Annotated in this window: 20 protein-coding genes and 1 pseudogene; 13 read left to right on the top strand and 8 right to left on the bottom strand. The window is 49.4% G+C overall.

The genetic code is table 11. The features are described from left to right. Positions 1-10: 10 nt before the first annotated feature. The 3 genes from MNU25_RS16065 to MNU25_RS16055 form a co-directional block, all read right to left on the bottom strand. Positions 11-940: a glycyl-radical enzyme activating protein gene (locus MNU25_RS16065; protein ID WP_240985989.1), complete on the bottom strand. Its 930-nt coding sequence runs from the start codon at positions 938-940 to the stop codon at positions 11-13. Next, on the bottom strand, positions 937-4,041 hold the full coding sequence (locus tag MNU25_RS16060) for a pyruvate formate lyase family protein (protein WP_240985988.1): 3,105 nt from the start codon (positions 4,039-4,041) through the stop codon (positions 937-939). The genes MNU25_RS16065 and MNU25_RS16060 overlap by 4 nt, the downstream gene beginning before the upstream one ends. A gap of 123 nt (positions 4,042-4,164) precedes the next feature. Then, a complete protein-coding gene (locus MNU25_RS16055) occupies positions 4,165-4,827 on the bottom strand; it encodes a TetR/AcrR family transcriptional regulator (protein WP_240985987.1) in 663 nt (220 codons plus the stop codon). A 181-nt stretch (positions 4,828-5,008) separates the two neighbouring features. Between MNU25_RS16055 and MNU25_RS16050 the strand changes: the two genes are divergently transcribed. Next, entirely contained in the window at positions 5,009-6,004 is a 996-nt protein-coding gene (locus tag MNU25_RS16050) for an RpnC/YadD family protein (RefSeq protein ID WP_240985986.1), read from the top strand. Positions 6,005-6,079: 75 nt separating this feature from the next. Here the strand turns inward: MNU25_RS16050 and MNU25_RS16045 are convergent, their stop codons facing one another. The 5 genes from MNU25_RS16045 to MNU25_RS16025 form a co-directional block, all read right to left on the bottom strand. Beyond that, the gene (locus tag MNU25_RS16045) at positions 6,080-7,495 is read right to left on the bottom strand and encodes a C45 family autoproteolytic acyltransferase/hydrolase (RefSeq protein WP_240985985.1); all 1,416 of its coding nucleotides are present in this window, start codon (positions 7,493-7,495) and stop codon (positions 6,080-6,082) included. Positions 7,496-7,497: 2 nt separating this feature from the next. Beyond that, entirely contained in the window at positions 7,498-7,845 is a 348-nt protein-coding gene (locus MNU25_RS16040; protein WP_240985984.1) for a hypothetical protein, read from the bottom strand. Between the two features lie 78 nt (positions 7,846-7,923). Continuing rightward, positions 7,924-9,342, bottom strand: coding sequence for a hypothetical protein (locus MNU25_RS16035; RefSeq protein WP_240985983.1), 1,419 nt, complete (start codon positions 9,340-9,342; stop codon positions 7,924-7,926). A gap of 18 nt (positions 9,343-9,360) precedes the next feature. Next, the gene (locus MNU25_RS16030) at positions 9,361-10,644 is read right to left on the bottom strand and encodes an MFS transporter (RefSeq protein ID WP_240985982.1); all 1,284 of its coding nucleotides are present in this window, start codon (positions 10,642-10,644) and stop codon (positions 9,361-9,363) included. Positions 10,645-10,797: 153 nt separating this feature from the next. After that, entirely contained in the window at positions 10,798-11,979 is a 1,182-nt protein-coding gene (locus MNU25_RS16025; protein ID WP_240985981.1) for a CaiB/BaiF CoA transferase family protein, read from the bottom strand. A gap of 165 nt (positions 11,980-12,144) precedes the next feature. Here MNU25_RS16025 and MNU25_RS16020 point away from each other — a divergent pair, with 165 nt between their 5' ends. From MNU25_RS16020 to MNU25_RS15970, 12 genes and pseudogenes are all read left to right on the top strand, one after another. Then, positions 12,145-13,053 (top strand): LysR family transcriptional regulator, encoded by a 909-nt coding sequence (locus MNU25_RS16020; RefSeq protein WP_240985980.1) that lies wholly within the window; start codon positions 12,145-12,147, stop codon positions 13,051-13,053. 17 nt (positions 13,054-13,070) lie between these two features. Then, complete coding sequence (locus MNU25_RS16015; RefSeq protein ID WP_240985979.1) at positions 13,071-14,165, top strand: energy-coupling factor ABC transporter ATP-binding protein; 1,095 nt, start codon at positions 13,071-13,073, stop codon at positions 14,163-14,165. Between the two features lie 380 nt (positions 14,166-14,545). Then, positions 14,546-15,955: a group II intron reverse transcriptase/maturase gene (ltrA, locus tag MNU25_RS16010; protein ID WP_240983528.1), complete on the top strand. Its 1,410-nt coding sequence runs from the start codon at positions 14,546-14,548 to the stop codon at positions 15,953-15,955. 89 nt (positions 15,956-16,044) lie between these two features. Next, positions 16,045-16,251 carry an ATP-binding protein gene (locus MNU25_RS20655; protein WP_420838698.1) on the top strand — a complete coding sequence of 69 codons (207 nt, stop codon included), beginning with the start codon at positions 16,045-16,047 and terminating at the stop codon, positions 16,249-16,251. Between the two features lie 15 nt (positions 16,252-16,266). Then, positions 16,267-16,566: pseudogene (locus tag MNU25_RS16005) on the top strand (magnesium chelatase subunit ChlI family protein); the annotation flags it as partial. A gap of 78 nt (positions 16,567-16,644) precedes the next feature. Then, entirely contained in the window at positions 16,645-16,926 is a 282-nt protein-coding gene (locus MNU25_RS16000; RefSeq protein WP_240985977.1) for a type II toxin-antitoxin system Phd/YefM family antitoxin, read from the top strand. Positions 16,927-17,243: 317 nt separating this feature from the next. After that, on the top strand, positions 17,244-18,533 hold the full coding sequence (locus MNU25_RS15995; RefSeq protein ID WP_240985976.1) for an L-cysteine desulfidase family protein: 1,290 nt from the start codon (positions 17,244-17,246) through the stop codon (positions 18,531-18,533). Further along, on the top strand, positions 18,530-19,957 hold the full coding sequence (gene pepV / locus MNU25_RS15990; protein WP_240985975.1) for a dipeptidase PepV: 1,428 nt from the start codon (positions 18,530-18,532) through the stop codon (positions 19,955-19,957). The genes MNU25_RS15995 and pepV overlap by 4 nt, the downstream gene beginning before the upstream one ends. Positions 19,958-20,285: 328 nt before the next feature. Continuing rightward, positions 20,286-21,971 (top strand): ABC transporter substrate-binding protein, encoded by a 1,686-nt coding sequence (locus tag MNU25_RS15985; protein WP_240985974.1) that lies wholly within the window; start codon positions 20,286-20,288, stop codon positions 21,969-21,971. 798 nt (positions 21,972-22,769) lie between these two features. Further along, positions 22,770-23,789 (top strand): LacI family DNA-binding transcriptional regulator, encoded by a 1,020-nt coding sequence (locus tag MNU25_RS15980; RefSeq protein WP_240985973.1) that lies wholly within the window; start codon positions 22,770-22,772, stop codon positions 23,787-23,789. An 82-nt stretch (positions 23,790-23,871) separates the two neighbouring features. Then, positions 23,872-25,086 carry a Gfo/Idh/MocA family protein gene (locus MNU25_RS15975; RefSeq protein WP_240985972.1) on the top strand — a complete coding sequence of 405 codons (1,215 nt, stop codon included), beginning with the start codon at positions 23,872-23,874 and terminating at the stop codon, positions 25,084-25,086. 29 nt (positions 25,087-25,115) lie between these two features. Beyond that, entirely contained in the window at positions 25,116-26,087 is a 972-nt protein-coding gene (locus MNU25_RS15970; protein ID WP_240985971.1) for a sugar phosphate isomerase/epimerase family protein, read from the top strand. Positions 26,088-26,347 lie beyond the last annotated feature (260 nt).

The raw sequence follows: 26,347 nt of genomic DNA, 5'->3' as shown, positions 1-26,347 counted from the left end.
CGATACCCCCTTAAAAGTAAATGATTTTGAAGTCTGTAAAATAGTGACTGCAGGCGGACAGTTCTTCTGCGCTCAGCCATTGTGAGTGCTGATAAGTCAGTACCCGTCCCAGATGCTCTGCTTTTTCGCTCCAAAGCGGGTTATAGGGCAGCAGGGCTACTTCATGTATATTTTCAGAACGCAGAAAATCCGCGATGCCTTGTAAGTTTTCCGGAGTCGTAGTAATTCCCGGAATCAGGGGTATGCGCGGTAATACCGGTATCCTGGACAGCTTCACCAGTTGCCGGAAGTTGGCTAAAATGAGATCATTGCGTTTGCCCGTATACCGCTGGTGCTGCCCGGCATCGGCGAACTTGAGATCGAAGAAGATCAGATCCAGATAGGGAAGGATATGCCTCTCGAACTGAGGGCGCTGGTAATAGCCGCACGTTTCCAGCGTAATATGAATTCCCTGTTGTTTCAGTATTGGAAGCAGTCGCATTTGAAAATCCGGGTAAAGGGTGGCTTCGCCCCCGGATAAGGTCACTCCGCCTCCTGAATTGCGGTAGAATGCGCTATCCCGCAAGACTTCTTCAATCAGTTCCTCGACGGTATAGACCCGGCCCATACGCCGCAGTCCTTGGCTGGGGCACGGATCCACACAAACCGTACAGTGTTGACAGTTTGCCAAGTCAATAGGGTAGGGTTGTCGCTGCAGATCGAGGGCCCCGGTGGGACAAGCCTGTTGACAGATATCACAGTGAAGGCAGTCCCCCGGCGAGAACATTACCTCTACTTCAGGGTTAATGGCCTCCGGATTTTGACACCAGACACAAGACAAGGGACAGCCTTTGAAAAAGACAACGGTGCGGATGCCGGGCCCATCGTCTAAAGCATTGCGCTTGATTTCTATAATTAGAGGTTCTCTGATCAAGGTTTTGCTCAGCGAGGGTTTGTTCATACAAGCCCCCGTTTCTCTTCCAGATGAAATTCCGTACGCCGGATGATTTCCTGTTGCATATCCTCGTTTAATTCAATAAAATAAGCATTATATCCGGAAATGCGTACCAGCAACCAGCGGTAGTTCTCGGGATGAGCCATGGCGTCTTTGAGGGTTTCGGTCGTTACAATATTAAACTGAAGCTGCATACCGCCGAGTTCAAAATAGGTTTGGGTATAGGCAGCAACCCGCTCGACAAACAGGGCATGCGTATCTTGAGGACCGGGGGCAATTTTTACGTTAAAAGCGATGTTGTTGGGCATCATTTCAGCTTTAAGCGAGGCAACGGTCTGCATGTTGTCTAGGAGTTGATCGCCAACCCCCGGCGAAGGGGTGATTCCCGGTGTAAAAGGCTGTCCTTTCCGCCGTCCGGAAGGAATCGCTCCCGAGAGCGTGCCGAAAGCCACATGGTTGGACATGCTCCAGAAACCACTGGTGTACTTGCCGCCACGGTAGTTTTCGTGGCTTTGATATTCAGCATAGATGAAGTCGATCAGTTCTTGGGCGAGTTGGCGTGGTTGTTCGGCTTCTGTGCCGAACTTAGGTATTTTGGAGAGAATTAGGGCATGAAGGGTTTCATAACCCTTGAAGTCTGCGGCTAGAGCAGCCAATAAAATGGTCCAGCTGACCGTTTCTGCCTCATAGATCAAATTCCGAATGACCATCAGACTATCAACCACATCCGTAATGGAGACGAGAGCGGCACCGGAAGAGTTATAGCGGGCACCTCCTTCAATAACGTCTTTTCCTTTCTCTATGGGGCCTTGGATGAAGGAAGACAATAGAGGGGTCGGATGGAGATACTGATGGGATTTTCCCAAAAGGTTATTATACTCAATAGCCTGACTAATTAGAAAACTCAATTGCAGCTTGTAGGCTTCTTTAAAAGAGGCAAATGTGGGAAAAGTTCCGGGAAGGGACGGATCGCCGGTTTCGGGTCCCACCTGTTCGCCCAGGAGAGGATGAAAGCCGTTATGCAGGGCCATCTCCAGCGGAGCCACTGTATTAAGCAGCATGCTATTCGTGTGCCCAAAATGGCGGCCGGCACTGGTCGGTTCCACACATCCCGTGGCAGCCCAGTCTCGCGCATCCTCCAAACTGAATCCTTGTTGCAGCATGGCGGGAATGATGGCTGCATCATTATGCAGGGAAGGTGTGGCTGCGGTGATGCGGTTCACCTCGATCAGGCGTTTGAGGTACTCCGGTGAGTTGACGCCTGGATAGTAGCGGGCGTTCACATTCGGATCGCGCAGGGTGAGCATTTCCGTAACCTTGAGAAAAATGTAGGTCATATCACAAACCGCACTCTCTCCGCTCGGAGTTACCCCGCCGAGGGTTAGAGCTTGGTCGGAAGAACTGCCGCCGAATAAACGGTTGCCGATGTCCGGGGAAGCCGGAAGATGATCGGCACATTTCAAGAACAAGGCTCCGACTGACTCAATGCTCCGGTAAATAATTTTTTCCTTTTCTTCTTCGCTTTGGGCACGGGCGATATCCTGCAGAAAATAGGGCTGTAACCATTGATCGAGACGGCCCAAAGAGAGTCCGGCATTCATATTCTCCATATGAAGCGAGACCCAACAGAGCCAGATGGCGTTGACCGCTTCCTTCAGCGTGCGGGCCGGATAAGCCGGAACCCTGGCCAAAACCTCCGCCATGTCCAGTAACTCTTGCTTACGGCGCTGCTCTGGCGCCGATTCCCTTGGCGTAAGTTGGGCGGCCATCTCTTGCACTTTTTCCCGCAAATGTGCCGTATAGGCCAGAACCCCCTCCTGAGCAATCTGTAAAGCGAGATAGAAGGTACGTTCTTTTTCCGTTTGGGCACTGGCCTCCATTTCCTGTGCTTCGCGCATGAGATCCAAAAGCCCACGCCGGAGAATAGTGGGGAAATCGGGAATAGTATGGGATACCGCATGCGGTTTCCAGGAAAAATAAAGCACCCAGCGGTCATTGAGCTGTTGGCAACTCGGATTACCATAGTGGGCCCGAGTGTATTCCATGACATTACGTTCGCTCCAGAAGGGAAAGATGAGATCGTTGAGGATATCAATATCTTCCACGGTTATTCGGTACGGATTAAGTTTGCGTTCATCAATCGTCAGAAGTTCCGGCCAGAGAAGACCCGCACCAAATTCCGGGTAGAGCAGAACGCCGACCTCTTTCGTGGTGCTCGTTCCCGCTAAAATATCCCAATCGTGGATAACCGCCTGGCGGTGTGTCAAAATATGGTTTAAGGCTTCGGCCTGACGCAGTTCCGGATCCCGTTCCCGTCCGGAAGCATCCCGTTCGAAGCCGGCCTGGAGAAAATACTCCGTGAGTAGGCGGGGTCTCTCGCTGCAGATTTCTCCGGGGTTATCGTTAAGCCTCTGACGGATAAACTTGAGGCGGGGAAAGTCCTCCAAGGTGTAACGGCTGAGAAACGGTTCGGACAGTACCCCAACTTGGTCATGGGGGCTGGATATGAGGGTTGCTTGCCGAATCGGTGCCTCATTGAGTCTGGAATTGCTGGTTGGTGCTGCTGCCCCGGGTGGCTGCATGGGCCAAAAGGGTTTCGCTTTGGACTCGGGATTGTAGGTTGCACCTGAGGGTGGCGTTGTGCCGACCTCCGATAGTGGCACGGGGCCGGCATGGGCCAGCCGACGTCGTTTTTTCTTACCCGTGGAGATTTCTTTCCCCAGATGTCCGAATCGGGCGAGAAATATCATATTTCCCTCAGCGGAAAGTTCGTTCTCTAACATCATGATCAAGGGATCCCCCGGATTGAAGGGAGAAAAAAGCTTGCGCAAGGTTTGAGGAGATTTAAAAGTCAGGGTTAAATCCGGACGCTCAATCCGACCTCGGCCCACCTGCATTTTTCCCTCTTTGAACTCAACATGAATCAGAACAGAATCATCCCGAGTCCGGAACAACAACCGGGCATTGAAAACATAGTCGTACAAGCCTTTCTTGCCGTCAACCAGGTTGCGTCGCAACGCCGGATCCAGACGAAAAGAAAGAGACATCAGCCTCAGCATGGCACTCCCTGCCAGACGAGCGCCCAGAACATCCAGCGCTTGATACATCACGGATCCCCCCCTTTACCAGAAAAACAATGCATTACGCGTTTGTCCTTTTGACATTGCTCTACCCCGTTTCACCCGGGCCTACGCGGAGCATTTAACAGGCGGCGTTGCTCTGCCTGGGTTCTATTCGATGGGATGCGATTCTGAAAGCCGCCGCTCCATCAAGCCGGACAGGAAGTTTTCCACTGCCTGATGATAGAGTTCGGTTAGAGATGTATTCAGTTCAGACCATATATGCGAACGGTGCAAGGAAATCATGCCGTGACAGAGACTTAATAAGGTGTTCGCCATATAGACTGCTTCTAAATCAGCTCTGAGGACTTGGCGAGCTTGGGCTTCTCTTAATGCCGTTTGAAGCAGTTCCAGGTCTTGCAGGGCTATCCTTTTTTCTTCCCAGGCTAAATATTCCATCTCTGTTCCCACATAATCCAAATACTTGGGCACTGGATAAGAAAACATTAGATCATAATAATTGGCGTATTCCTGGCTGAATTTTAAGTAGGTCTGGGTATAACGCTGAATTCTTTCCAGCGGCGGCAATATCGGGTCTGTGCCGGTCTGCAGAAGGCGAAACAAAATTTCAAACCCGTCTTTCAGAATTTCCAAGTACAAAGCATCTTTTGCCGGATAATAAAGATAGATTGCCGTCGGGGAAAACCCAGCCTGCCGGGCAATTTTACGCATCGTCACCTCCTGAAACCCCTGGAGTCGAAAAAGTTCCAATGCAGCCTGTCGGATCTTGTCTCGCGTCTGCTCAACCTGCCATTCCGGCCTTTTTGTGCGCATAGTTGTCGACCACCTTTAAAACTTTACAGTGTTAAGTTTATCAGGGGGAGGAGGTCTTTGTCAAGTGGTTTTGCGAATATTCTCAATCCTAAGGACGTGGAGGTACCGAAGTCCTTTGTCCTGAGGAGTAGTTATCGATCGCAGTCTATTGTATAATATTCACAGAAGGTAGGTGAGCAACTTGCCCCAAAAGGACGCAAACTCTGATCGGATAAAACTGGACGAAATACTAAAATCGCTGTTCACAGTATCGAACAAAGTTCTGATCAACATGTTAAACAGCCTGTTCAAAGAAAACTATGCAGCAGAAGCCACCGAAGTAAGCTTTGGCAGCAATGAATTCGTTGACGATGCGTATAATATTCTCAGAGGAGACATCTTTCTTAAACTTAGCGATGCTGACCAATCTAATCATTATCACGTAGAGATACAGACACTCAACGATGACAGCATGGTCATCAGAATGTTAGAATACGGAATCAGCAAAGCCAAAGAAATAGCCCAAGGCGTTGGAGACCAAGAAGAAACGATATTCTACATCTCCAAACAGTTGGTAATCTTCATCGAACAAAATCCAAGCATTAAAGATGAACTAAGACTGAGACTGATATTTCCCGATGGACAGGAAGTAAAATACCGAGTACCGGTCATGAAATACTGGGAATATGGTAAAGAAGAGATCTTAGAACAAAAACTCTATCCACTATTGCCATTACAGGTATTTAAGTTACGCTATCAGATGGAAAGAATAAAACTGAGAAAGACCCACACAGAACAAGAACTCAGAGAATTAATCGAGAAAGCCCAACAGATCGTGGAAGAAATGGCTCATGAAGCAGCCAGACTTTTTAAAGTTGAGGAAATAGACGGAGGGGACCTGCACAAAATACTCTTAGCGAATGAAGAACTCTTCCGGTACTTAAACAACAGATATGTGAATGATGAAAAGCTAAATGAGGAGGTGCTGAGCATGACTAGACTCCTGTACAATCCTATTGAGGTAGAAAAAGCTAAGCAAGAAGGTATATTAGAAGGCAAGCTGGAAGGTAAGCTGGAAGGTAAGCTGGAAGCAGCCCGAAACGCAGTGAAAAAAGGATTGCCTTTAGAAGACATTGCCGAGATAACCGGTGTGCCCTTGGAAACAGTGCAGAAACTCAAAGCAGAACTATTTAACTAAGTTCTGCTCGGGTCGAAAAAGGCCTCTGAAGTTGGCTGTGGAGTTGACTGTGGAGTTGACTTGACATGCTTCCCTTTACTTTTGGTTCAGCAACTCTAGCGGGCTTTTCGCGGTGGATCGTTGATAGTATTTTTCCAACTGGTATTTTACCGAGGGAATCTCTTTTTTCAAATCAAAGAGGATATATTTCCCCCGCTGGGCTGGACGATTCCCAATCGCGATCCATATAAGCAGCTCTTCCGGGTCTCCGATTTCAGAAGACCAGGTTATATGCTGGTCAGTAATGGCTCCAACTTGGTCGCTCCGGTAATATTTGACGCTTGAAGCTATGGTTACTTGAGCTCCCAGTTGACAGATAGCATGTCCATACTCATCCCATCCTAAGAGCCTGTCGGACACCATGTCGAACCGGTCACTCATGATGCTGATTGCCTTGGCAATATCGATTTCGCCATGATTTTTCGCCAACAGGTCATGAAGCCGTTCATAGCGGGCAAACGATGAGGGATCCGCCTGTTTTATACTTTCTTGCCATCTTTCAATCGTGCTGATATCGTTTAGCTTATACGCAGTGGCCTGGCCTGCTACCATGTTGTATCCGCTGTATCCTTGCCAGCCGGGATAACAATTAAAGTGGTTGGTTGCATAAATGGTGTCTTTTTGTCCGCGCCGGACTGCCAACTCTGTCCCGGTTACCTCAACAACAACGGCGTCCTTGGCTTTCCCATCAGCGATAATAAAGTTCATTCCTCGCTGGCGGGGAAATGTGCTCAGTATTGTTAGAGCATCATCAATTGAAGCAGCTTTGTCTAGCATCGCCCGCACTAGGAAGAACGCCGGGGTGCCACGCATCGTGGCATTCTTCGAACCGGAAAAATTAGATCCCACCGCTATTCCGGCCTCATTCATTCCGGAGGCCACAGCAACCGCACCCGGGAAAGAAGGGCAGATAGAGGCATAGCCGGTTTGGAGTTCGTTAATCATGACAACCGGAAAGTCCGGCAGCGTCATCACACCAAAATCGGTATTTTTGCCATAGATTAGTTTGCCATCAGCCGTAGCCTTTCCCCAGGCGGCAAAGGCGCTGCAGTTATCGGAAAATGGCTCATTCATTGTTGTTGCAGCGGGATCAGCCAAACCGTGGGGGAAAAGCAACACATTACTGACGCAATTCACAAGGAGGATATCATCAAAGGTGATGTCTTTGCCTTTTGAAGCGGCCCCGTCAGTGATGCCTTGGATTTCTTTGCGCAAGTCGGAAGTAACATAGGGTTTCATCAATTGGGTAGAATCCCGAAGTAGTTTCATGCCTGCTTCTGCGTTGCCTTCGCCGTATATCAGTGAGTATTTTGTCATCTCTTTGCTGAAACTTTCAAAGATTTGCTCGGCCAGAAGGGAGCCGTGTTGAAATCCCCTTTCGTAAGAAGATCCTTTAAGGTGCAGTACCAATAGCCCGTCTCTTTCTTCCAAAACTCCATTCCCCGCAGCCATAATTAATTTCTCCTTTCAATATTTAGAGTTCTTAGTTTCACGATCAGATAAATGCAGGATGGTACTACAACCAAATCAATTCCTACGTTTAACAGTGAGAACCAGTTAGGTCTGACGAATAAGTACCGGTAAACTCCCAGCATCCCACCTATTGTTGGTAAAATGGCCCCGATATAATAAAATACTTTGGAGTTTATAAAGAGCCCTAAGGATATGACAGCATACATTAATCCAAAACCCAGACCGGCTACCAGCACATCAGCCTGAAAATTCATGACGATTAGTTGCACAAGATGGGTAGCGGCGGAAACACCCATTAAAATAGCTGCCAGTAATCTTGCTGTTTTCATTCAGAACCATCCCTTTCATCATTGAAGCGGGAGAAAGTTGGCATGTGTTCACAGTAATTCAGCGGACATGGCACTTCCTTAAAATGGTCCATATCCGAACCAGACAGCTAAAGCTAAGAAGAACATCGTTAAAACAAACACGATCACCTGAATTCCTATGGTCCAACGAAACCAAGTCATAAAGCGAACCGAGGAGAGACTGAGGGCGATGATTAAAGCAGGGTTGGTCGGGTATAGCAGATGGCTAAACCCATCACCGAAGTTAAATGCCAGTACGACATTCTGATGTGTAAGCCCAATCAGATCACCGAGTTGGGTGAGGATCGGGATAACGAGGAAGGCTTTTGCAGATGCAGAATGAATAAAGAATTGAAGAACAAAAACGAAGAGATAAATCCCGAAGCCGGCCAGGACAGGCGATAAGTTGTGCAGCTGTTCTGACGCCCTATAGAGAAGCGTATCCATAATATGACCTGAGACAATAATCTGTTCTACGCTCATAGCTAGAATGATTAAGACCATGGAAGGGGCGATCCCCTTGATCCCATGAAAAAAGATTGAGAGGAGTTTTGAGATGGGAATCCTATTGACCACACCCACCAAAAGGCTAATCAGGAGAAAGCCCAAGGCAATGAGGGGCATGGAATAATCACCCAAACCGATGATGGGAAAGATCATCATGACGATGAGAAGGAGAACAAAACCTACTCCCATGACCCAAAGTCCTGCTGGATTATCGGAAGGTATAAGAGGAGGGTTGTTAGTCTCCAACGTTTTATTTGGAGGATCAGAACGTTCCAGCTGTTTCGCATAACGAATCAGGAAAAAGATAACGATGAGGTAAATAACGCCGAAAATGAAGAGCCGGTAAGCGATCCCGGAAAAGAGCGGTAACCCCGCCAGCTTCTGCGCGATTCCAATCGTAAAGGGATTGGTAATGGCGGCGGAAAAGCCGAATCCGGTAGGTAATAGGCTTAACCCCAATCCCATCAGTTCATTCCAGCCGAGCCGTTTGGCTACCATCACCATGATAGGAATCAGTGGCAGCACTTCTTCAAATATTCCAAAGACTGCGCCAAGCATCATGAAGAAGAGCGTCATGATAGCAATAAACCGGTATCTCGCGTGCATAAACCGCTGGCTAATAGATCCTATCAGGCTTTCAAAAACCCGGGTAGCATCAAGAATGGCAAAGGAGCCACCCACAAAGAGAATAAAGAGAATAATCATGATTACTGTCGGTGCATGTGCGGAGAAAAACACCTCAATCGGTGCGGTAAACCAACGGTAAACAGGGTAGGAATAAGAATCGGCTGTATAATGAAAGGAATTGGGAACGATGGTTTGAATACCTCTCACTGTTTCCCGGTCAAAGGAACCGGGTGGAATGATGAGGGTTAAAAGCCCCGCTAGCAGCATCGTACCCAGTAAAATAAACAAGGACTGAAAAAATGCTTGTTTGCTGACCCGTATACCGAAACTTTTTTCTTGCTCCACTGTTATTCTTCCTTTGCTTTAGTATCGCACATCTGGAAACTCGTTTGGCATTCTTGAGCTTGTCAGAACCTGTGGCGGTCTAACGACAATCCAAAACAGTATTCCTAAAACCAGAGTCACTAGAGCAGCTAACCCAAAGGCATGGTTATAGCCCACGATTACGTTTTGCGGGCCTCCTTGTCCAATAACCATTCCCGTAATGATTGGGGCGATTAGGCCCGCAGTCGTGGACAAGCCAACTAAAATTCCCTGAATCAAACCGCGATGTTCCGGAGCGATTAATTCGGCCACGAGAGCGCCGCCGATACCGAATACTGATGAAGAGAGAGCCGGACCCAAACAAAGAAACAAAATCGCCAATCCCGTCGACGGCACAATTGTTACCATAAAGAAAGATATAGCCGACAATAAAAGTAGTGATCCACTAAGGTGTACTCTTGCCAATCTAATATTCTTAGTTTTTCGATAAAGATGATCAGATACCCAGCCAAGAAGAAGCTGTGCAATACCCGTAGTGAGCCAAGGCAACCCAGCTAAGAGTCCTAACTGGGCCATTTGAAAATGACGAACATGAACAAGATAAGCAGGAGTCCAAACGACCAGCATTGTCACGCCCCAGTATCCCGCGAATCCAGCAAAAACCGAGAAGATAAAATTACGGGAACGGATAATAGGCAGTGCACGAGACCACGATGTGCGCCCATGAGATATCTGCGTTTCGGGAACATTCATCTGCTGTTGATCCGGACTTTCCTTGGCAAAAATGAGCCAAATCAGGAGCCAGACCAATCCGACAACGCCCAATAAAGCAAAAGCCCAACGCCATCCCAAATTGACAATCAATGCGATCAGAACCGGTGCCAGCAAGGCTGGGCCGACTGCCCCACCAATTGACATAAGCGAATAGCCAAATCCACGTTGCTCGGGTGGTAACCATTTTGCCGCCGCATGCAAAGATACGCCGTATGATGGACCTTCTCCAGCCCCAAGCATAATTCTCGTAGCAACCAGAAACGGCACGCTAAAGGTAAACAAGGTCGCAAACTGGACTGCTGCCCATACGACACTCAATCCTGTAAGAACCTTTTTTGTGCCCACCCGATCCGAAAGTCCACCAAAAATAATTGCCGATAAAGAAAAGAGCCAATAAAACCCACTTCCAACCCAACCCCATTGTCCTGGCGTAATATGGAATTCCTTCATAATCGGAACGGCTGCGAATCCAATAACTGCTTTATCAGCGAAGTTAATAACCCCTAAAAAAAACAGTAAGGCGATAACTAACCTGCCATGTCGAGACATACGCAAAAGACCTCCCCTCCCGTTTTCACTAAAAAGCCACCCTGCTCATGAGTTTTATCGACCGGCAATCACCCGCCTTTCCTTGTACCGTCTTGTTACAACAAACCGCGTTATTTAAAGCATCGTACTCAGAAAAACAAACAAAGACTGACCTCAAATAACTCCTTTTTGCATTAATACCTTTACTTCATCCTCCGAAAAGCCCAAAATATTATGATAGATTTCCTGGTTGTGAGCGCCTAGTGCCGGACCTACCCATTTTACTTCTCCAGGCGTTTTGGACATTCTGGGAACAATGCCCTGCATCTTTATTTTCATTTGCAGCTCAGGATCAAAAACCGAAATTAAATCTTCCCTGGCCTGGACATGAGGATCGCTGACAAGCTCCTGTACAGAGTTAACCCAACCATAAGCAACATCATGCTCTTCCAATAACTTCTTTAATTCATCAAAGGTATGACCGGCAAAGAATTTAATCAAGTATTTATCAAGTTCAATCCGATGGCGCACTCTATCGCTGTTAGAAAGGAACCTTGGATCGGTGAGCAGTTCTTCAAGTCCCAATGCTCTTAACAAACGTCTGTACATGTTTTCGTTACTCGCAGGAAGTATAAGCCACCGTTTGTCTAAAGATTCATAAAGGTCATTGGGAGCAACGTATGGATTATGAGTGCCTATCCTTTCTTTTGCCATCTTGTGCTGATCAAAATCGACAATGTAATCTTCCATAGTTCTTAATATGGGGTCATATAATGACAAATCAATAAGCTGTCCTTGACCGGTTTCTTTAAGATGATATAAGGCAAGCATTAAAGAGAATGCCCCATAAACTCCACCAAAGGCATCCATTATCGGGTAACCGCTGGGAACGGGTTTCCGGTCAGGAAATCCTGTAATATGCATTAATCCGGAGAAACCTTCCGCCACTCTGGCGAACCCAGGTCTTTGAGAATAGGGGCCGGTTCTACCGAAGGCGGTAAAGTGCATAAGGATGATATTTTCTTTGACTTTAACCAAATCTGCATAATCAATCTTCCATTTTCCAAGGGCTTGTGGTCTAAAATTGAGGATTACGATATCAGATTCTGCTACTAATCCGTAAAAGATTTCTCCCGCCTCAGGTTTATGAAAATCCAATGTGATACACTTTTTGTTGCGGTTACTCACTTTCCAACTTGAACCTTCAGCGTGCCGCATAACATCACCCGTTCCCGGCTGCTCTATCCTAATGACCTCGGCTCCAAAATCCCCTAATAAATTTGACATAAGAGGCCCGGCCATAACAGTACTGGCATCAAGAACCCGAATACCCTCCAAAATACTTTTCTTATCCATAACACGTTTCATCCTTTCAATAGCTGCATGTAGGAATCACTGGTTCCTCTAACTATTCACAATACTCTATAAAAGGAGTATACTATATTTCATCTTAGGAAAATACAATCAATTGAACATGATTGATAGTTCGTAGCTATCGATTAACTGAGGTGAAGTAGTTATATGGAAATCAGACAGCTTCGATATTTTGACAGTGTAGTAAAATATAGTACAATTCGGGGAGCAGCAGAGCATCTCTTTATCAGCGAACCGACAATAAGCCAGCAGTTGCAGGGATTACAAAAAGAAATAGGGATACCGTTATTTGAAAGACAAGGAAGAAAAATAACTCTAACGTCTGAAGGCAAACAGATTCTTCCGTTAGTTCAGCAGATTCTCGCCTCAATCAAGGATCTTGAAGACAATATTGCCGAAATAAAAAATCCTGCGGTTGGATTTATCAGACTCGGTATTATTCCGGTTTCAAGACTCGCGATGGTACCTGACACACTGAAGGAATTCGGAAATATTTACCCCGGCATAGGAATCGAAATAATAGAAAACGGTACTTTAGAACTTATTGATAAACTGCTTGATGACACCCTTGATATAGCTTTAGTCGCCGCAAACAACAGGATCAAATTAACTCTGGAATCAGCAGGTATAACATATAAAATATTAACAAGCGGCAATTCAATTGTGATTGCATCACAAGACAATCCCCTGGCACGACAAGACAAGATTTCGCTCAGCCATCTCAGGAATGAACGCATCATCTTAAATCGTCAAGGCATTCTGGGAGAGGAAGTTCGTGCACTTTTAGGAGATTCCCTTAAAAGTAATAACATTTACTCAACCGATACGCAAGAATCGGCCCTCAAGCTGGTAGAATCAGGAGTTGGGATATCAATTCTTCCCGAAGCGTATATTACCGCCTGGACCCTGAGGGAAAACTCCAATATAAAGATTCTGGAGCTGGATGATAGCCAAATAAATTTGGATCTATGCTGTATTTACAAGCAAAAGTTATACCGACCTCAGTATCTTCAGAAACTAATCGATATGTTCATCAAAAATAACGGATGTGAGTGAACAGGGGGCTTGGCAAAATGCAAAATGAAGGAAAAAGCTTAGATAACCTTGAAGTCCAAAAAGTGATTAGAATTAGGGATTTGTCTTTTCAATATAAAGCACAAAAAGGGGAAAAAGCTTTGGATGGTCTGACATTGGATATCGAGAAGGGGCAATTTGTTGTCATCATGGGCTCGAGCCGCGCCGGCAAGTCAACCTTGGCCAACTGCCTGAACGGTCTCATCCCTAATTTTATGAAAGGCAAGTACGAGGGTGAGATCATTGTAATGGGGAAAAACCCCGCCCAAGAAAAAGTAGGGACGATGGCCAAGGACATCGGATTGGTTTTTCAGGATTTTGAATCCCAACTGTTTGCTACCAACACCAGACTGGAAATTGTGTTTGGTCCCGAGAATTTCAATGTGCCGCGAGCTGAGATGCAAAAGATCATGGACAGAATCCTGAAAGTTGTCAAACTGGAAGGGATGGAAGACAGGCAACCTTCGACACTCTCCGGAGGGCAAAAACAAAGGCTGGCGATCGGTTCGGTATTGGCTATTCAGCCTAAAATCGTCTGTATGGACGAACCCACCACAGATTTAGACCCAATGGGTAAATTGGGAGTTTTCCAAATTGCCAAAGAACTGCATCAGGATAGAGACTTGACGTTGATTATTATTGAGCATGAAACGGAAGAAGCTTTAGAAGCCGACCGGATCGTGGTGATGGATGATGGGAAAATAGTCAGGGATGGGAAGCCACAAGATGTCCTCAGAGAAGTGGAATATTTCGGCTCTTTGGGACTCATGGCCCTGCAGGTGCCCCGATATTTCCATAGCCTCGGCATAGCCCAAGCGGAACTGCCGCTCAATCCGGAAGCAGGCTTGGCAAAGTTCCGGGAATTGGGCCTGGGAATCGCTGAAGACAAATATGCGGGACTGGTGCGAAAGGACGAGGAAAGGGAACAAACATATAGCGATCCAATCATTGCGGTCAAGGGATTAGAACACACCTATCCTAATGGCAATAATGTGGTGACGCACTGTATTTGGCGGTTAGCGAACAACTGCCAAAGTCGGCGATTTCAGTTGGATGAAGTTGCCACTTCCTGGTGCGCCACGCATGACGATTAACTTGACGGTGAAAGTCCGTTATGGGGGTATGTAGCGACCAACCATTAGCTCAAGGCAAGGGTGTCCATTGCGAGATGGAATCTGAAGGAAGCCGGCGGCAAAGTTCCGCCCCGAGGAACACGAACAATATTAGGCGCGAAATGTGGGGTAAGACTGCCATACAAGTTGAAGCCCAAAAGCTACACGGACACGTCAGCGTAAATGTTGCGGGGACATGGAATGAAAGTGAATCGTCTTACCGTGGGAGGCCTCACGGACGGGTGGAAACGGAGTAAGAAGCCCGGTTGAAACAAGATTTGTCGTGAGGAGTCAGCAGAAGCCATAGTACAGAGGTGTCCCGGACACCGACGGAAGGGCGGAACCAAAGGAGGTGTGGGTCAATGAAAGTTACCGAAGGTGGTAATTTAAAACACAGACAACTTTGCTTTAAAGACTATCTGCAAAGGTCATCTGCGGAACAGAGAGAGTATGCAGAAGTGTGCGTGCCACCCAGGATGACCAAAACCGACAACACCAACACAGACGAGCAGACAGAGAAACTGCTAGAGGAAATTCTCAGCGCCGAGAACCTTAATCGAGCCTACTACAGAGTGAAGGGGAACAAAGGCGCGGGTGGAATCGACGGTATGCAGGTGGACGAACTTCTACCCTACCTGAAAGGACACAAGGATGAACTTTTGCAAGCCCTCTGGGACGGGAAATACCGTCCGAAACCCGTACGGAGGGTAGAAATACCCAAAGAGAACGGGAAAATGAGAAAGCTGGGAATCCCTACCGTCGTGGACAGACTGATCCAACAGGCCATAACCCAGGTCCTTTCGCCAATCTTCGAAAGGCAATTCTCAGACAACAGCTATGGGTTCCGACCTCAACGAAGCGCTCACGACGCGCTAAGAGCATGTCAAAGGCATATCACAGAAGGCTTTGTCTACGTCGTGGACATGGACTTGGAGAAATACTTTGACACGGTCAACCAAAGCAAACTCATCCAAATCCTCTCAGACACCATCAAAGATGGACGAGTCATATCCCTAATCCATAAATTCCTCAGAGCAGGGATTATGGTGGACGGACTATTTGAAGAAAGTCCGGAAGGCGTACCCCAAGGGGGGCCCCTTAGTCCCTTACTTGGAAACGTCATGCTAAACGTTTGTGACCACGAGCTAGAAAAGCGTGGGCATCGCTTCGTACGCTACGCGGATGACATGATGATTTTCTGCAAAAGCGAGAAAGCGGCCCGGCGAACGCTAGACCATATTGTTCCTTATATCGAAGGGAAACTATTCCTCAGAGTCAATAAGGAGAAAACAAGCGTGGCACACGTGAGGAAAGTCAAGTATCTGGGATACGGCTTCTACATCCACAAAGGAAGAGGACGACTGAGAATCCACCCGAAAAGCATCCTGAAGCTAAAGGACAAGATCCGGAAAGTCACCGGACGGAGCAACGGGATGGGAATCGAGGAGAGAAAGGCAAAACTCAATTACATCATCCGAGGATGGACCAATTACTTTAAACTGGCAGACGCCAAAGCGTTACTCGGAAAGATGGACGAATGGCTACGAAGTCGAATTCGGATGGTCACATGGAAACGATGGAAGAGAGTACGCACACGATACGCGAACTTGCAGAAGCTTGGCATCAAGAAGGAGCAAGCATGGATGTGGGCAAACACAAGAAAGGGCTATTGGCGAGTAGCCCATAGCCACATTTTGACAATGTCCTTATCCAACAAACGCATCGAACGCGCAGGATACCCCAGTTTTAGTCAATGCTACTCTGCCAAATAACGTGTAAACTTTGGAGGCGCCGTATACCGAACGGTACGTACGGTGCTGTGGGAGGTCGGCTGGTCAATTAATGACCAGCCTCCTACCCGATTCTTGGTTGCCCAAGTTATTATCTGCACGCTTGTCCGTGTGGCTTCTTGGGTGATCCTGGAAGGACATGCTCTTGCACGCCCTTGCAAATCCAGCGCTACCGGGCCAAAATCTCCGGGCCGCTGTTGGATCGTTTCGATTTGCAGGTGGAAGTCCCCCGTTTGAGCTTGGCGGAACTGAAACAAGAAACCGGAGGGGAGGGTTAGCAGGCCGTTCGGAAGAGGGTCATCCGGGCCCGGGAACTCCAATGGGAGCGCTTGGGTGAAGGGCGCACCAACGCCCAGATGACGACCCAAGAAACCCAACGGCTATGCCGACTGGACCAAGGAGCCGAAGAACTGCTGCAACGTGCCTTTCGGCTCCACCGGCTGAGCGCCCGGGCTTATGACCGGATCTTGCGGGTGGCCAGAAGCGTCGCTGACCTGGAAGCCGCGGCCGACATTTCGGCCGGGCATCTGGCGGAAGCGCTTCAATACCGCATGTACGAACTCAGAGGAGACAACGACCTTACCCGCTTGTGAATACCACTTCTTACATTTTCACTGGGCAGGGCGGCTGGGCAGGGGGCGGAAAATAATGTTACCTGAGGTGAGGCGATCATGCCGAATATTCGGCCGATTTCAGACCTGCGAAACAATTTTGCGGAGATCTCTCGCATTGTCCATGTGGAAAAAGAGCCAGTGTTCCTAACCAAGAACGGCTACGGCGATATGGTTGTCATGAGCTTGGAGCAATACGAGGGCATCCAGTTGACCCAGCGCATCGAGGCCGCTTTGCATGAAGCCGAGGCACAGGCGGAGAGTGACCCCACTCGCTATACAGAGCCATCGGGTTTAAGTCACATCTTCTTCTCAAATGTGATAAGTGCTTCGCGAACATGAGAAGCAAGCGGGACTGGACTCGGCCGCGATAGTTGTCAGAATTGAGAAGTGCAGCAAGAAAGGCGCAGGATCTTTCAGCCCACGGCTGCTGACGGGCTGCCGCGTCCGAACACTCTGAGAAATCGCCGCTCCCCTCCTCTGAAGCATTCCGCACGGTTCGCGCCGTCCCCGGAAACACGGTTCCACGTATTTTCTGAGTAGGGGCCTGCAGTTGGTATGATTGTTGCATTAAAAACTATCTGTTAGCTGGCAAAGATTTAAAGGGAAATGCGTGAGGAAAGTTTCGCAGAGTGTTTCCGGGGTGAGGGGGTTAAATTTTGCAAGAGCAAAAACTGATTTCTTTGTTGCGGACAGAAGTTAAACCGGCTTTGGGTTGTACGGAACCGGCGGCCGTGGCTTTGGCCGTGGCCAAAGCGCGGGATTATTTGGGAGGCAGAATTGACGGGATAAAACTGGCTGTGAGCGGCAACATTTACAAAAATGCCTTGGCCGTGACGATTCCCCACACGGAAGAGGCGGGCCTGGAAATGGCAGCGGTCCTAGGTCTGTTAAAGGGAGAGGCCGATAGGGGGCTGGAGGTTTTTGCGGGGGTTGGGCCCGCCGAGGTAAAACAGGCTAAACTTCTTGTGGCCAGGGGTTTGGCACAAGTCCGGATAGCCGATCGCGAAGGCATTTTTATTGAAGCTCATTTGGAGGGGGAACGGGGTTGGGTGGAAGTTGTTATAGCCGACCAGCATACCCATGTGGCCTCCGTAAGGGTTAACGGCAAAATGAGACAGCAAGAGGAAGGTTATGACAAGCAAGAGAGAAGTGGCAGCTGGTTTCCCGACGAATATAAGCTGAGTGAACTGGTGGAGCAGGTGGAGAGGTTACGGCCGGAAGACATTGAGTTTCTGCGGGACGGTTTAGAAATGAATCTGGCCATGGCAGAATTAGGTTTACAGTCCAAGCCCGGCCTCGCGTTGGGAGCGGGCCTTAAGTCCCTGATCGAAAGAGGGTTCCTCAGCGATGATGTCGGCAATCGGGCTCGCGTGGCCGTGGCCGCAGCCTGTGACGCTCGTATGGCCGGAAGTGATCAGCCGGTCATGAGCAGCATGGGGAGCGGTAACCACGGGATTGTGGCCATTGTCACAGTGGCCGTTTTGGCGCAAGAGATAGGGGCGACTGAGGAACGAACCCTGCGCGCCTTAGCCTTAAGTCATTTGGTTACTGCTTTTGTCAAGCAGTATACGGGCAGGCTCTCGACAATGTGTGGTTGTGCGGTTGCCGCCGGGGCCGGAGCGGCGGCGGCCGCCGCCTGGCTGCAGGGGGGCAAGGCGGAACAAGTCGCCGGAGCCGTACAGAATATCATAGGGAATTTAGCGGGAATGATCTGTGACGGGGCCAAAGGGGGATGTGCGTTTAAGCTTTCAACCGCAGCCGCCGAAGCGATCCTTTCTTCCGAAATGGCCTTGGCAGGGGTTATTATTAATCCGGTTGACGGGATTATTTCCCCCACGGTGGAGGCCACCGTACGTAACCTGGGCCGGCTGAGTTCGGCCGGGATGACTTGTGCCGAGGAAACAATCCTGGATATTATGCTCCACAAGGAGAAAAAAGCGGTGTGAGAGTGGAATTTTCTCACGAGGGGTTGATTCATTTGGAGTGCGTAGAAGAGGCAATCGATAGCCTGAAAGAAAGGCTGGTCCAAGCGGTACAGGCATGTATCCGGATTCCCAGTGTTGCAAACCTGGAAGAGCGGGGAGAAGGAGCTCCCTTCGGAGCAGAAATTAAGCGCGCTATGGAGTGGAGCCTGGCTTTGGGAGAGAGCCTGGGGTTCAAGACCAAAAACTTAGATGGTTATGCCGGGTATGTTGAAATGGGCGCAGGGCTCAAAATTCTCGGCATACTGGGACACGTGGATGTCGTCCCCGCAGGGGACGGTTGGCAGGTTCCGCCTTTTGGCGGTGTGGTCAAAAAGGGCAAGGTCTGGGGCCGGGGTGCTATGGACGACAAAGGGCCCATGTTAGCAGTTTTATTTGCGATGAAGGCGATCAAGGATTGTGGTATCTCTTTGCAAAAGAGAGTTCGCCTCATTCTGGGTACAGATGAGGAATCCGGTTGGCTGGATATGGATTATTACTTACAACGTGAGGAAAAACCGCACCTTGCCTTTATCCCGGATGCGGAATTCCCGGTTATTAATGCGGAGAAGGGAGTGCTCCATTTAGCCTTAGAGAAAGGCCATGCGGATTTTCCCCATGTTCGAGCCATTGGGGGCGGGGAACGGGCCAATGTAGTTCCGGATACCTGCCGGGTAGTACTGCGGGGTATTAAGTCCGAAACGCTTAAAGCACGGTCGGCGACATGTTCTTTTCCGGCGACGGTCGGAGTCACTTGGGCTGAGAAAGGCGGGGAGGTAGAAGTTCTTTTCAGCGGGGTGGGGGCGCACGGCAGTTTGCCGCAAAACGGAGAAAATGCGATCATTTATGCTTTGAGGTTTTTGCAGGGTCTTCCCTTGAGCAGGGAGGAAAAGACTTTGCTGGATTGGGTTTTGGTACACCCGGGCCAAGGTTACAGTGGCGAGGGGTTTGGCCTGGCCTTTGAGGATAAGCCTTCCGGAAATCTGTCTCTCAACCTGGGGATGTTGCATCTATCCGGCGAAAGCCTGCGCCTGGTACTGGATATTCGTTATCCCGTGACCTGCAGCCGTGAAGAGGTGCTCGCTCCTATTGAGGAAGAGGCAAGGCGTGCCGAGTTCACGCTGTGCGTTTTGAGCGAGCAGGCGCCGCATTACGTTCCCCAGGAGTGTGATCTTGTACAAGAATTGCTCAAAGTTTATGCGGGGGTTACCGGCTTCAAGCCGTATGTGTCTGGGAGTGGGGGAGGATCTTATGCCAAACTTATTCCCCAAGCGGTGGCTTTCGGACCGGTTTTTCCCGGGGAGCCCGATACTACCCATGCGGCGAATGAGTACATAAGCGTTGAGGAGCTTATTCTCTGCAGTAAAATTTATGCCCGGGCTATTCTCGCCCTTGCTGGCAGTGAGTGAAGGGGCTTAAATAAGGGTGTATTCCAGATAGAAAGGAAAAACGGAGAGAGCACTTGACAGGGAAAAGCGGGGATATTTCTAAAGAAAAACAAGAAGGGGAGGCGTCTTTATGAACTCAGTTATCGGAATATTCGACAAAATTCGTTGCGACAGGGAGGCATGTCTTACAGTATTCGACGGTTAGGGGATTGCGTGACGCGGAGGCTTCAGGAGCCTTGTGGGAAGATTTTGTCGTGTCACGAACCATAGAATTCAAGGAAAGACTACGAAAGGAGGATAGCAGGCCAGACCAAGGAGTAATTCAGAAAGTACAAAGGGGGAGAAACAATTGCCAACACAGACAAGGAGAAAGTCGTTAAAGGTGGGGGTGCTGACCCTTTCCCTGCTGCTCGTATCCGCGCTCAGCGGTTGCGGCCGTCCAGCCACTTCGCAGACGCAGCAGTCCGCGGGGAACCTCACTCCGCAAAGAGGCGGGGTGCTCCGCATGTGGAGACAGAGCGATCCAAAATCCCTGGATCCCGCTCACTGCTCCGACCTGGGATCTTGCGATGTCCAGCAGAATATCTACGACGGTCTATTGACCTGGGATCAATCCGGCAAGAAGATCATTCCCGATCTGGCTGTGGCGATGCCCACGGTTAGCAATGGCGGTAAGACTTACACCTTCCAGCTGCGCACAGATGTCAAGTTTCAAAATGGTGATCCGCTCACGGCCGACGATGTGGTTTACAGCTTCAATCGAGAGGCTTCGAAAAGTATTGCTTCAGAAGGAGAATCTTATTTTTCCATGATCAAAGGAATGGATGATGTCTTCGCCGGCAAGGCCCAGACGGTTTCCGGAGTGGTTAAGAAGGGTGAGTATACAGTTGAGTTCGATTTAAACCAGCCGAATCGCACTTTCCTCGATGTCCTGACCATACCGTATGCCTATATCCTGGACAAAAAGTATACCTCAAGTTTGGCCAGTCCGGCAGAGCTTTCGCAGCGCCCAATGGGCACTGGGCCCTTCCGGTTTGTGGAGTGGAAAAAAGGACAGGAGATCAAGTTAGTGCGCAATCCTGCTTATTTTATGAAAGATCAAGACGGCAGACAATTACCTTACATGGATGGAATCACTTGGAACCTGGGATACTCGGATTCTGTCGCCTATCTGAAATTCAAGGATAAGAAACTGGACTTCGCCTGGATCCCGACTGCGGACTTTGTCAATACGATGAACGATGCAAATATGAAAAAGGACGTCAAGAGCCTGGTCGTGAACGACTATTGGTATTTGGGCGGAAACATCAAAAAATCCCCATGGAATCAGACATTGGTCAGACAAGCGCTGGAGTATGCGATTGACAAAAAGGCTTTGCTTAAACTTTACAATAATAGGGCGGTACCTGCCTGGGGAATCCTGCCACCGAACATGCCCGGTTATCTGGCGAACCCAGCAGGTTACAAGTACGACCCGCAGAAAGCTAAAGCACTACTGGCCCAAGCCGGCTATCCCCAGGGCCTTCCCGGTGAGCACGCGATGATTTATCCTAAGAATAACGTTACCAATGTTTTGGCGACAAATATCCAGGCCCAATTGGCGGCGGTAGGGGTCAGGGTAAGGCTGGATGGCGTACCTCATGCCCAATATGTGAACACGGTTTCGGAGGGAAAAGAGGACCTGGTTTACGGTGATTGGATGCAGGATTATCCAGATCCGGACGATTTCTTGAATATCCTGTTTAATTCCAACCAGATTCCGTCCAACAACAACGTCTGTTATAGCAACCCGGCTGTAGATAAACAGTTGGACACCCTGGCAACGGAGACGGATTTGCAGAACGCGATTCCGGGCTACCAGGCGGCAGAGAGGCAAATTCTCCTTGACGGAGCGGTGGTACCGCTTTATCATGACAAAGAATTCTACCTTGTCCAGCCATGGGTTCATAATGCCGAACTACATCCTGTCTTTGTTTACTTTTACTATCCGACCATGTGGATCGACGCGCGGGCCGAGCAGGCTGCAACTAAGTAACCCCGGGGTGCTCAATGTTTGGGGGAAGCGTGAAACTGACCGCATGCCGTTTAACGCCGGCGGCGAACGATGAACATGTCCGCAGGCTGAGCACACAAGCGGCTGGTTTCGGACTTTGCCCGATTGTTCCATTCGTGCAGCGCTAGCCGATCGTACAGCGCTAACCGAGTGTTCCGTACCCGACAGCGATATCTTCGGAATTCCGGAGATATCGCTTTTTAAGGTGCGCCGTCAACCATCCTACACTCAGGCATTAGGCAATCAAAGTACTCCATCTGAAAATAATTTTACCAGGGGAATCAATGTGAAAGCTTAACCAGAACCAAAACTAGTCATCTGTCAATTGATGGGTGGTTACTTTTTGTAAAATCAACGGTCGTTCAAATTGATTGATTATCTTATATTCTAATCGCCCCATTCACAATCACCGCACATGGGCGCATGTTCTTCAGCGTAGCTTTTTTAGCTCTTTTCATGGTTTTCGACGCTTTGGCGCCGAGAACGAGCACAGGCCCTGCTTCCGGTAATCTTCATCAGAAAAGCTGCATTTTGTGCCTTCGGAATGTTCAACACGCGTTATCATTTAGAAAGTACTGAAATATTTTTGGCGGCTATACGGAGTTACTTAACACCGATGCCATAAATGAAGAAATCAGGAAATAACCGGGGGTAATAGCTATTAGCTATGGAAGATCCGAAGATCCCATGATCGGTCACGCCATTAAGGGATTGACAATGAAATAGGACTATGCTAAACTGTCCCTGTAATCGATTACACAACGAATGGAATTGTAGACAATGGTAAAAATGAGCGATGTCGCAAAACGCGCAAATGTCTCTACGGCGACGGTGTCCAGGGTCTTGAGCAAAGAAGGTTATGTCTCGGAGGAAACCCGTAACAAGGTACTTAAGGCCATTGATGTTCTAGGCTACACGCCAAACCGGCTGGCAAGCAACTTTCGCAAAAGCAGCTCCCATACGGTTCTGGCGATTATTCCCGATATCACCAATCCCTTTTTCTCGGAGGTTGTGAAAGGGTTGGAAAAGGTGGCTGCCGAACGAGGATATCACGTTCTATTAGGGGATACCGGCAATTCTTTGAACGTTGAACGGGACCTTATGGAACTGGTACGGGAGCAGTTGGCGGACGGGGTCATTTTGGCGACGGCCCGGGTTACCAATGAGGAAATTGAAAAACTCGGCAGGGAGCTGCCCCTTGTTGTCGCTTGCGAATATTTTGACGGAATTTCCATTCCCACGGTATCCATTGACAACGTCGTGGCGGCACGGGAGGCGACCCAATATCTGATTGATTGCGGGCATCGCAGAATTGCGCTTATTTCCGGACGTTTCAACATTGTGCTGAATCGTGATCGGATACGCGGATACCGTCAGGCCCTCGAATACAGTGGGCTTCCCGTGCAGGAGAGCTTGATCCAAGAGGGCGACTGGACCATGGAATCGGGGATGAATGCCATGTCCCGCATCTTAGCCATGGATCAATTACCGACCGCGGTATTCGCGGCTAGCGACGAGATGGCGGTGGGGGCACTGAAGAGTTTGAAAGCCAAGGGGTTAAGAGTGCCAAACGATATGTCGGTTATGGGCTTTGACGACATTTCCCTCAGCGAGATGGTGGAACCGGAATTGAGCACAGTGCGGCAGCCAAAACGTGAGTTGGGAGAGTTGGCAATTCGCATGCTCCTCAATATTGTTGAGGGCAAGAAATTGGAACGGACACAGGTAATCTTACCGCACAGGCTGATGATCCGAGGGTCAACGGCGCCGCCGAGCCCTCCTCATGGGGGAGGCAGGTAGAAGGCCCCCAGATCCTTTATCATTGCCGCTGGGGTAGTGTTGATCACCGGGAAAATGTAGAGAGAAAAAAGGGGGCAGGAGAGTGGATTCGTTCAAAGTTGGCGTAATCGGTACGGGATTCATCGGCCCTGCTCACGTTGAGGCCATTCGCCGCTTGGGTCATGTGGAGGTTGCGGCGATTGCGGGAGTGGATCAGGCGTCTGCTGACAAGGTGGCCGGAGAACTCGGGATCCCTAAGGCTTACGCAGATTATCGGGAGCTGTTGGACGATCCTGAGATCATGGCGGTTCACAATTGTACGCCTAACCATTTACATTACAGGGTGAACAGGGACAGTATCCTTGCAGGTAAAAATTTGCTTTCCGAAAAACCCTTGGCCTTGTCAAGATCACAGACTTCGGAACTCCTGAGCCTGGCGGAAACGCGGGGGATTGTCCATGGAGTCAACTTCAATTACAGGCAGTATCCCCTGGTCCAACATCTCCGTTCTCTCATTAAGAGTGGAGAATTGGGTACGGTGCGCTTAATTCGCGGAAATTACCTTCAAGACTGGTTATCTGAGGATACGGATTACAACTGGCGGATTGAGCCGCAATTGGGCGGTCCGTTGCGGGCGGTGGCAGATATCGGCTCTCATTGGCTCGACCTGGTGCAACACATCACGGGTCAGAGGATCACGGAGGTGTTTGCCGATCTCGCCACGGTTTTGCCGGTGCGAAAGCGCCCAACGGACGAGAGATTCACTTTTTCTCAGGCGCAGGGCGCGGCTGGAACTGTAAACAGTAAGGAAAATTTTGAGCAGGTCAAGGTAGAAACGGAAGACTATGCGACCCTATTGGTACACTTCAGCGGCGGAGCGGTGGGAACCGTGACGGTGTCTCAGGTGACGCCCGGCCGGAAGAACCATCTAGTTTGTGAAATCGATTGTAGCAAGGCTTCGGCTTACTGGTCCCAGGAGGAATCGGAGAAAGTTTGGATTGGACACAGAGATAGGGCTAACGAGTTGCTGATGGCGGACCCGCTCTTGCTGGGTCAGAATGTAATGGATTACATTCGCTATCCTGGCGGGCATAACCAGGGATGGCCTGATGCATTGACGAATATGATGCGCCAGTTTTACCGTGAAGTCATTCAATGCGAGAAAAAGGGAAACCGTGCTCAAGGGAGTCTGCGGTCATCCGGCGAGTCGGGACAGTTTGCGACTTTTGCGGACGGACACCGGTTGCAATGCGTTTTGGATGCGGTTTGGGAAAGCCACAGAACCCGGAGGTGGGCAGAGGTCTCTTATCTGAACTGATTATTTTAAGAAAAGAGGTGAGAGTAAATATGCAATTAGGGGTACTGACGGTTCTGTTCCAGGACAAACCTTTAGAGGAAATGTTGGATATCGTACAGCAGTTCGGCTTAGACGCGATCGAACTGGGTACGGGAAACTATCCGGGCAATGCGCACTGCAACCCAGACGAGTTGCTGTCCGATGCGCTTAAGTTGCGTAGAATGCAGGATGCCATAGCCAGTCACGGGTTGACGGTCAGTGCCTTGAGTTGCCAGGGTAACCCGTTGCACCCAAGAGAAGATGTGGCGCGGCAGGCACACGATGTCTGGCGGAAAACCGTTTTATTGGCGGAACGAATCGGAGTTCATTGTATCAACGTCTTTTCCGGTTGTCCCGGGGATTCGGACCTGGCCTCAGCGCCAAACTGGGTGACTTGTGCCTGGCCGCCCGACTATGAGAGGGTTCTGCGCTGGCAATGGGAGAATAAGCTCATTCCCTATTGGCAAGAAGAGGCCCAATTTGCCGAAAACCACGGGCTTCAGCAGATCGCTTTTGAAATGCATCCCGGATTTATGGTGTACAACCCGGAAACCCTAATGCGCCTGCGCGAAGCAGTAGGGTCACAGATCGGGGCCAATTTTGACCCCAGCCATCTGGTCTGGCAAGGGATCGACCCTGTGGATGCTATCCGTTACCTGGGAGAGAGGGGCGCGCTCTTTCATTTTCATGCCAAGGACGTCGCTTTGGCTGAGCACAACATTCATGTCCAGGGCGTGTTGGATACAAAATCATATTCCCGAGTTTCAGAGCGTTCTTGGACTTTTTGCACGGTCGGTTATGGTCAAACCGAGATGAAGTGGAAAAACATGATCAGCGCGCTCAGACTCACTGGTTACGATGGAGTTCTAAGCATTGAGCATGAGGATTCGATGATGTCGCCCCTGGAAGGATTCAGAAGGTCTGTCGAGTTGCTCAAACGCTGTATCGTGCGCGAACCGGCCAGCGCTACCTGGTGGGTATGAGATCAGAGCCGGAGTCTTAAGTGACATTCCCCCAAGTCCTCGTCGCTGCCCGAGCAATGCATTCCGGTATGAAGGGAGTTAATCCCGCACAATTAGCCGGCGAACCCGTGAACCAGGCGGCCTAGTGAAAGAAATTTTGCAGATCGTAGTGGATGGTCGGGAATGAATCGGAGGGGGGTGATCGTCAGCCGGCAGGGTCCCCGGGTGGGGAATCCCGGCGATTTAGATGGCGGCACAGGGCAAGGGTGGGTGTACTAAAA

The sequence above is a fragment of the Acididesulfobacillus acetoxydans genome (assembly GCF_902729405.1).
Lineage (GTDB): Bacteria > Bacillota > Desulfitobacteriia > Desulfitobacteriales > Desulfitobacteriaceae > Acididesulfobacillus > Acididesulfobacillus acetoxydans.
This window is presented reverse-complemented; position numbering and strand designations above follow the sequence as displayed.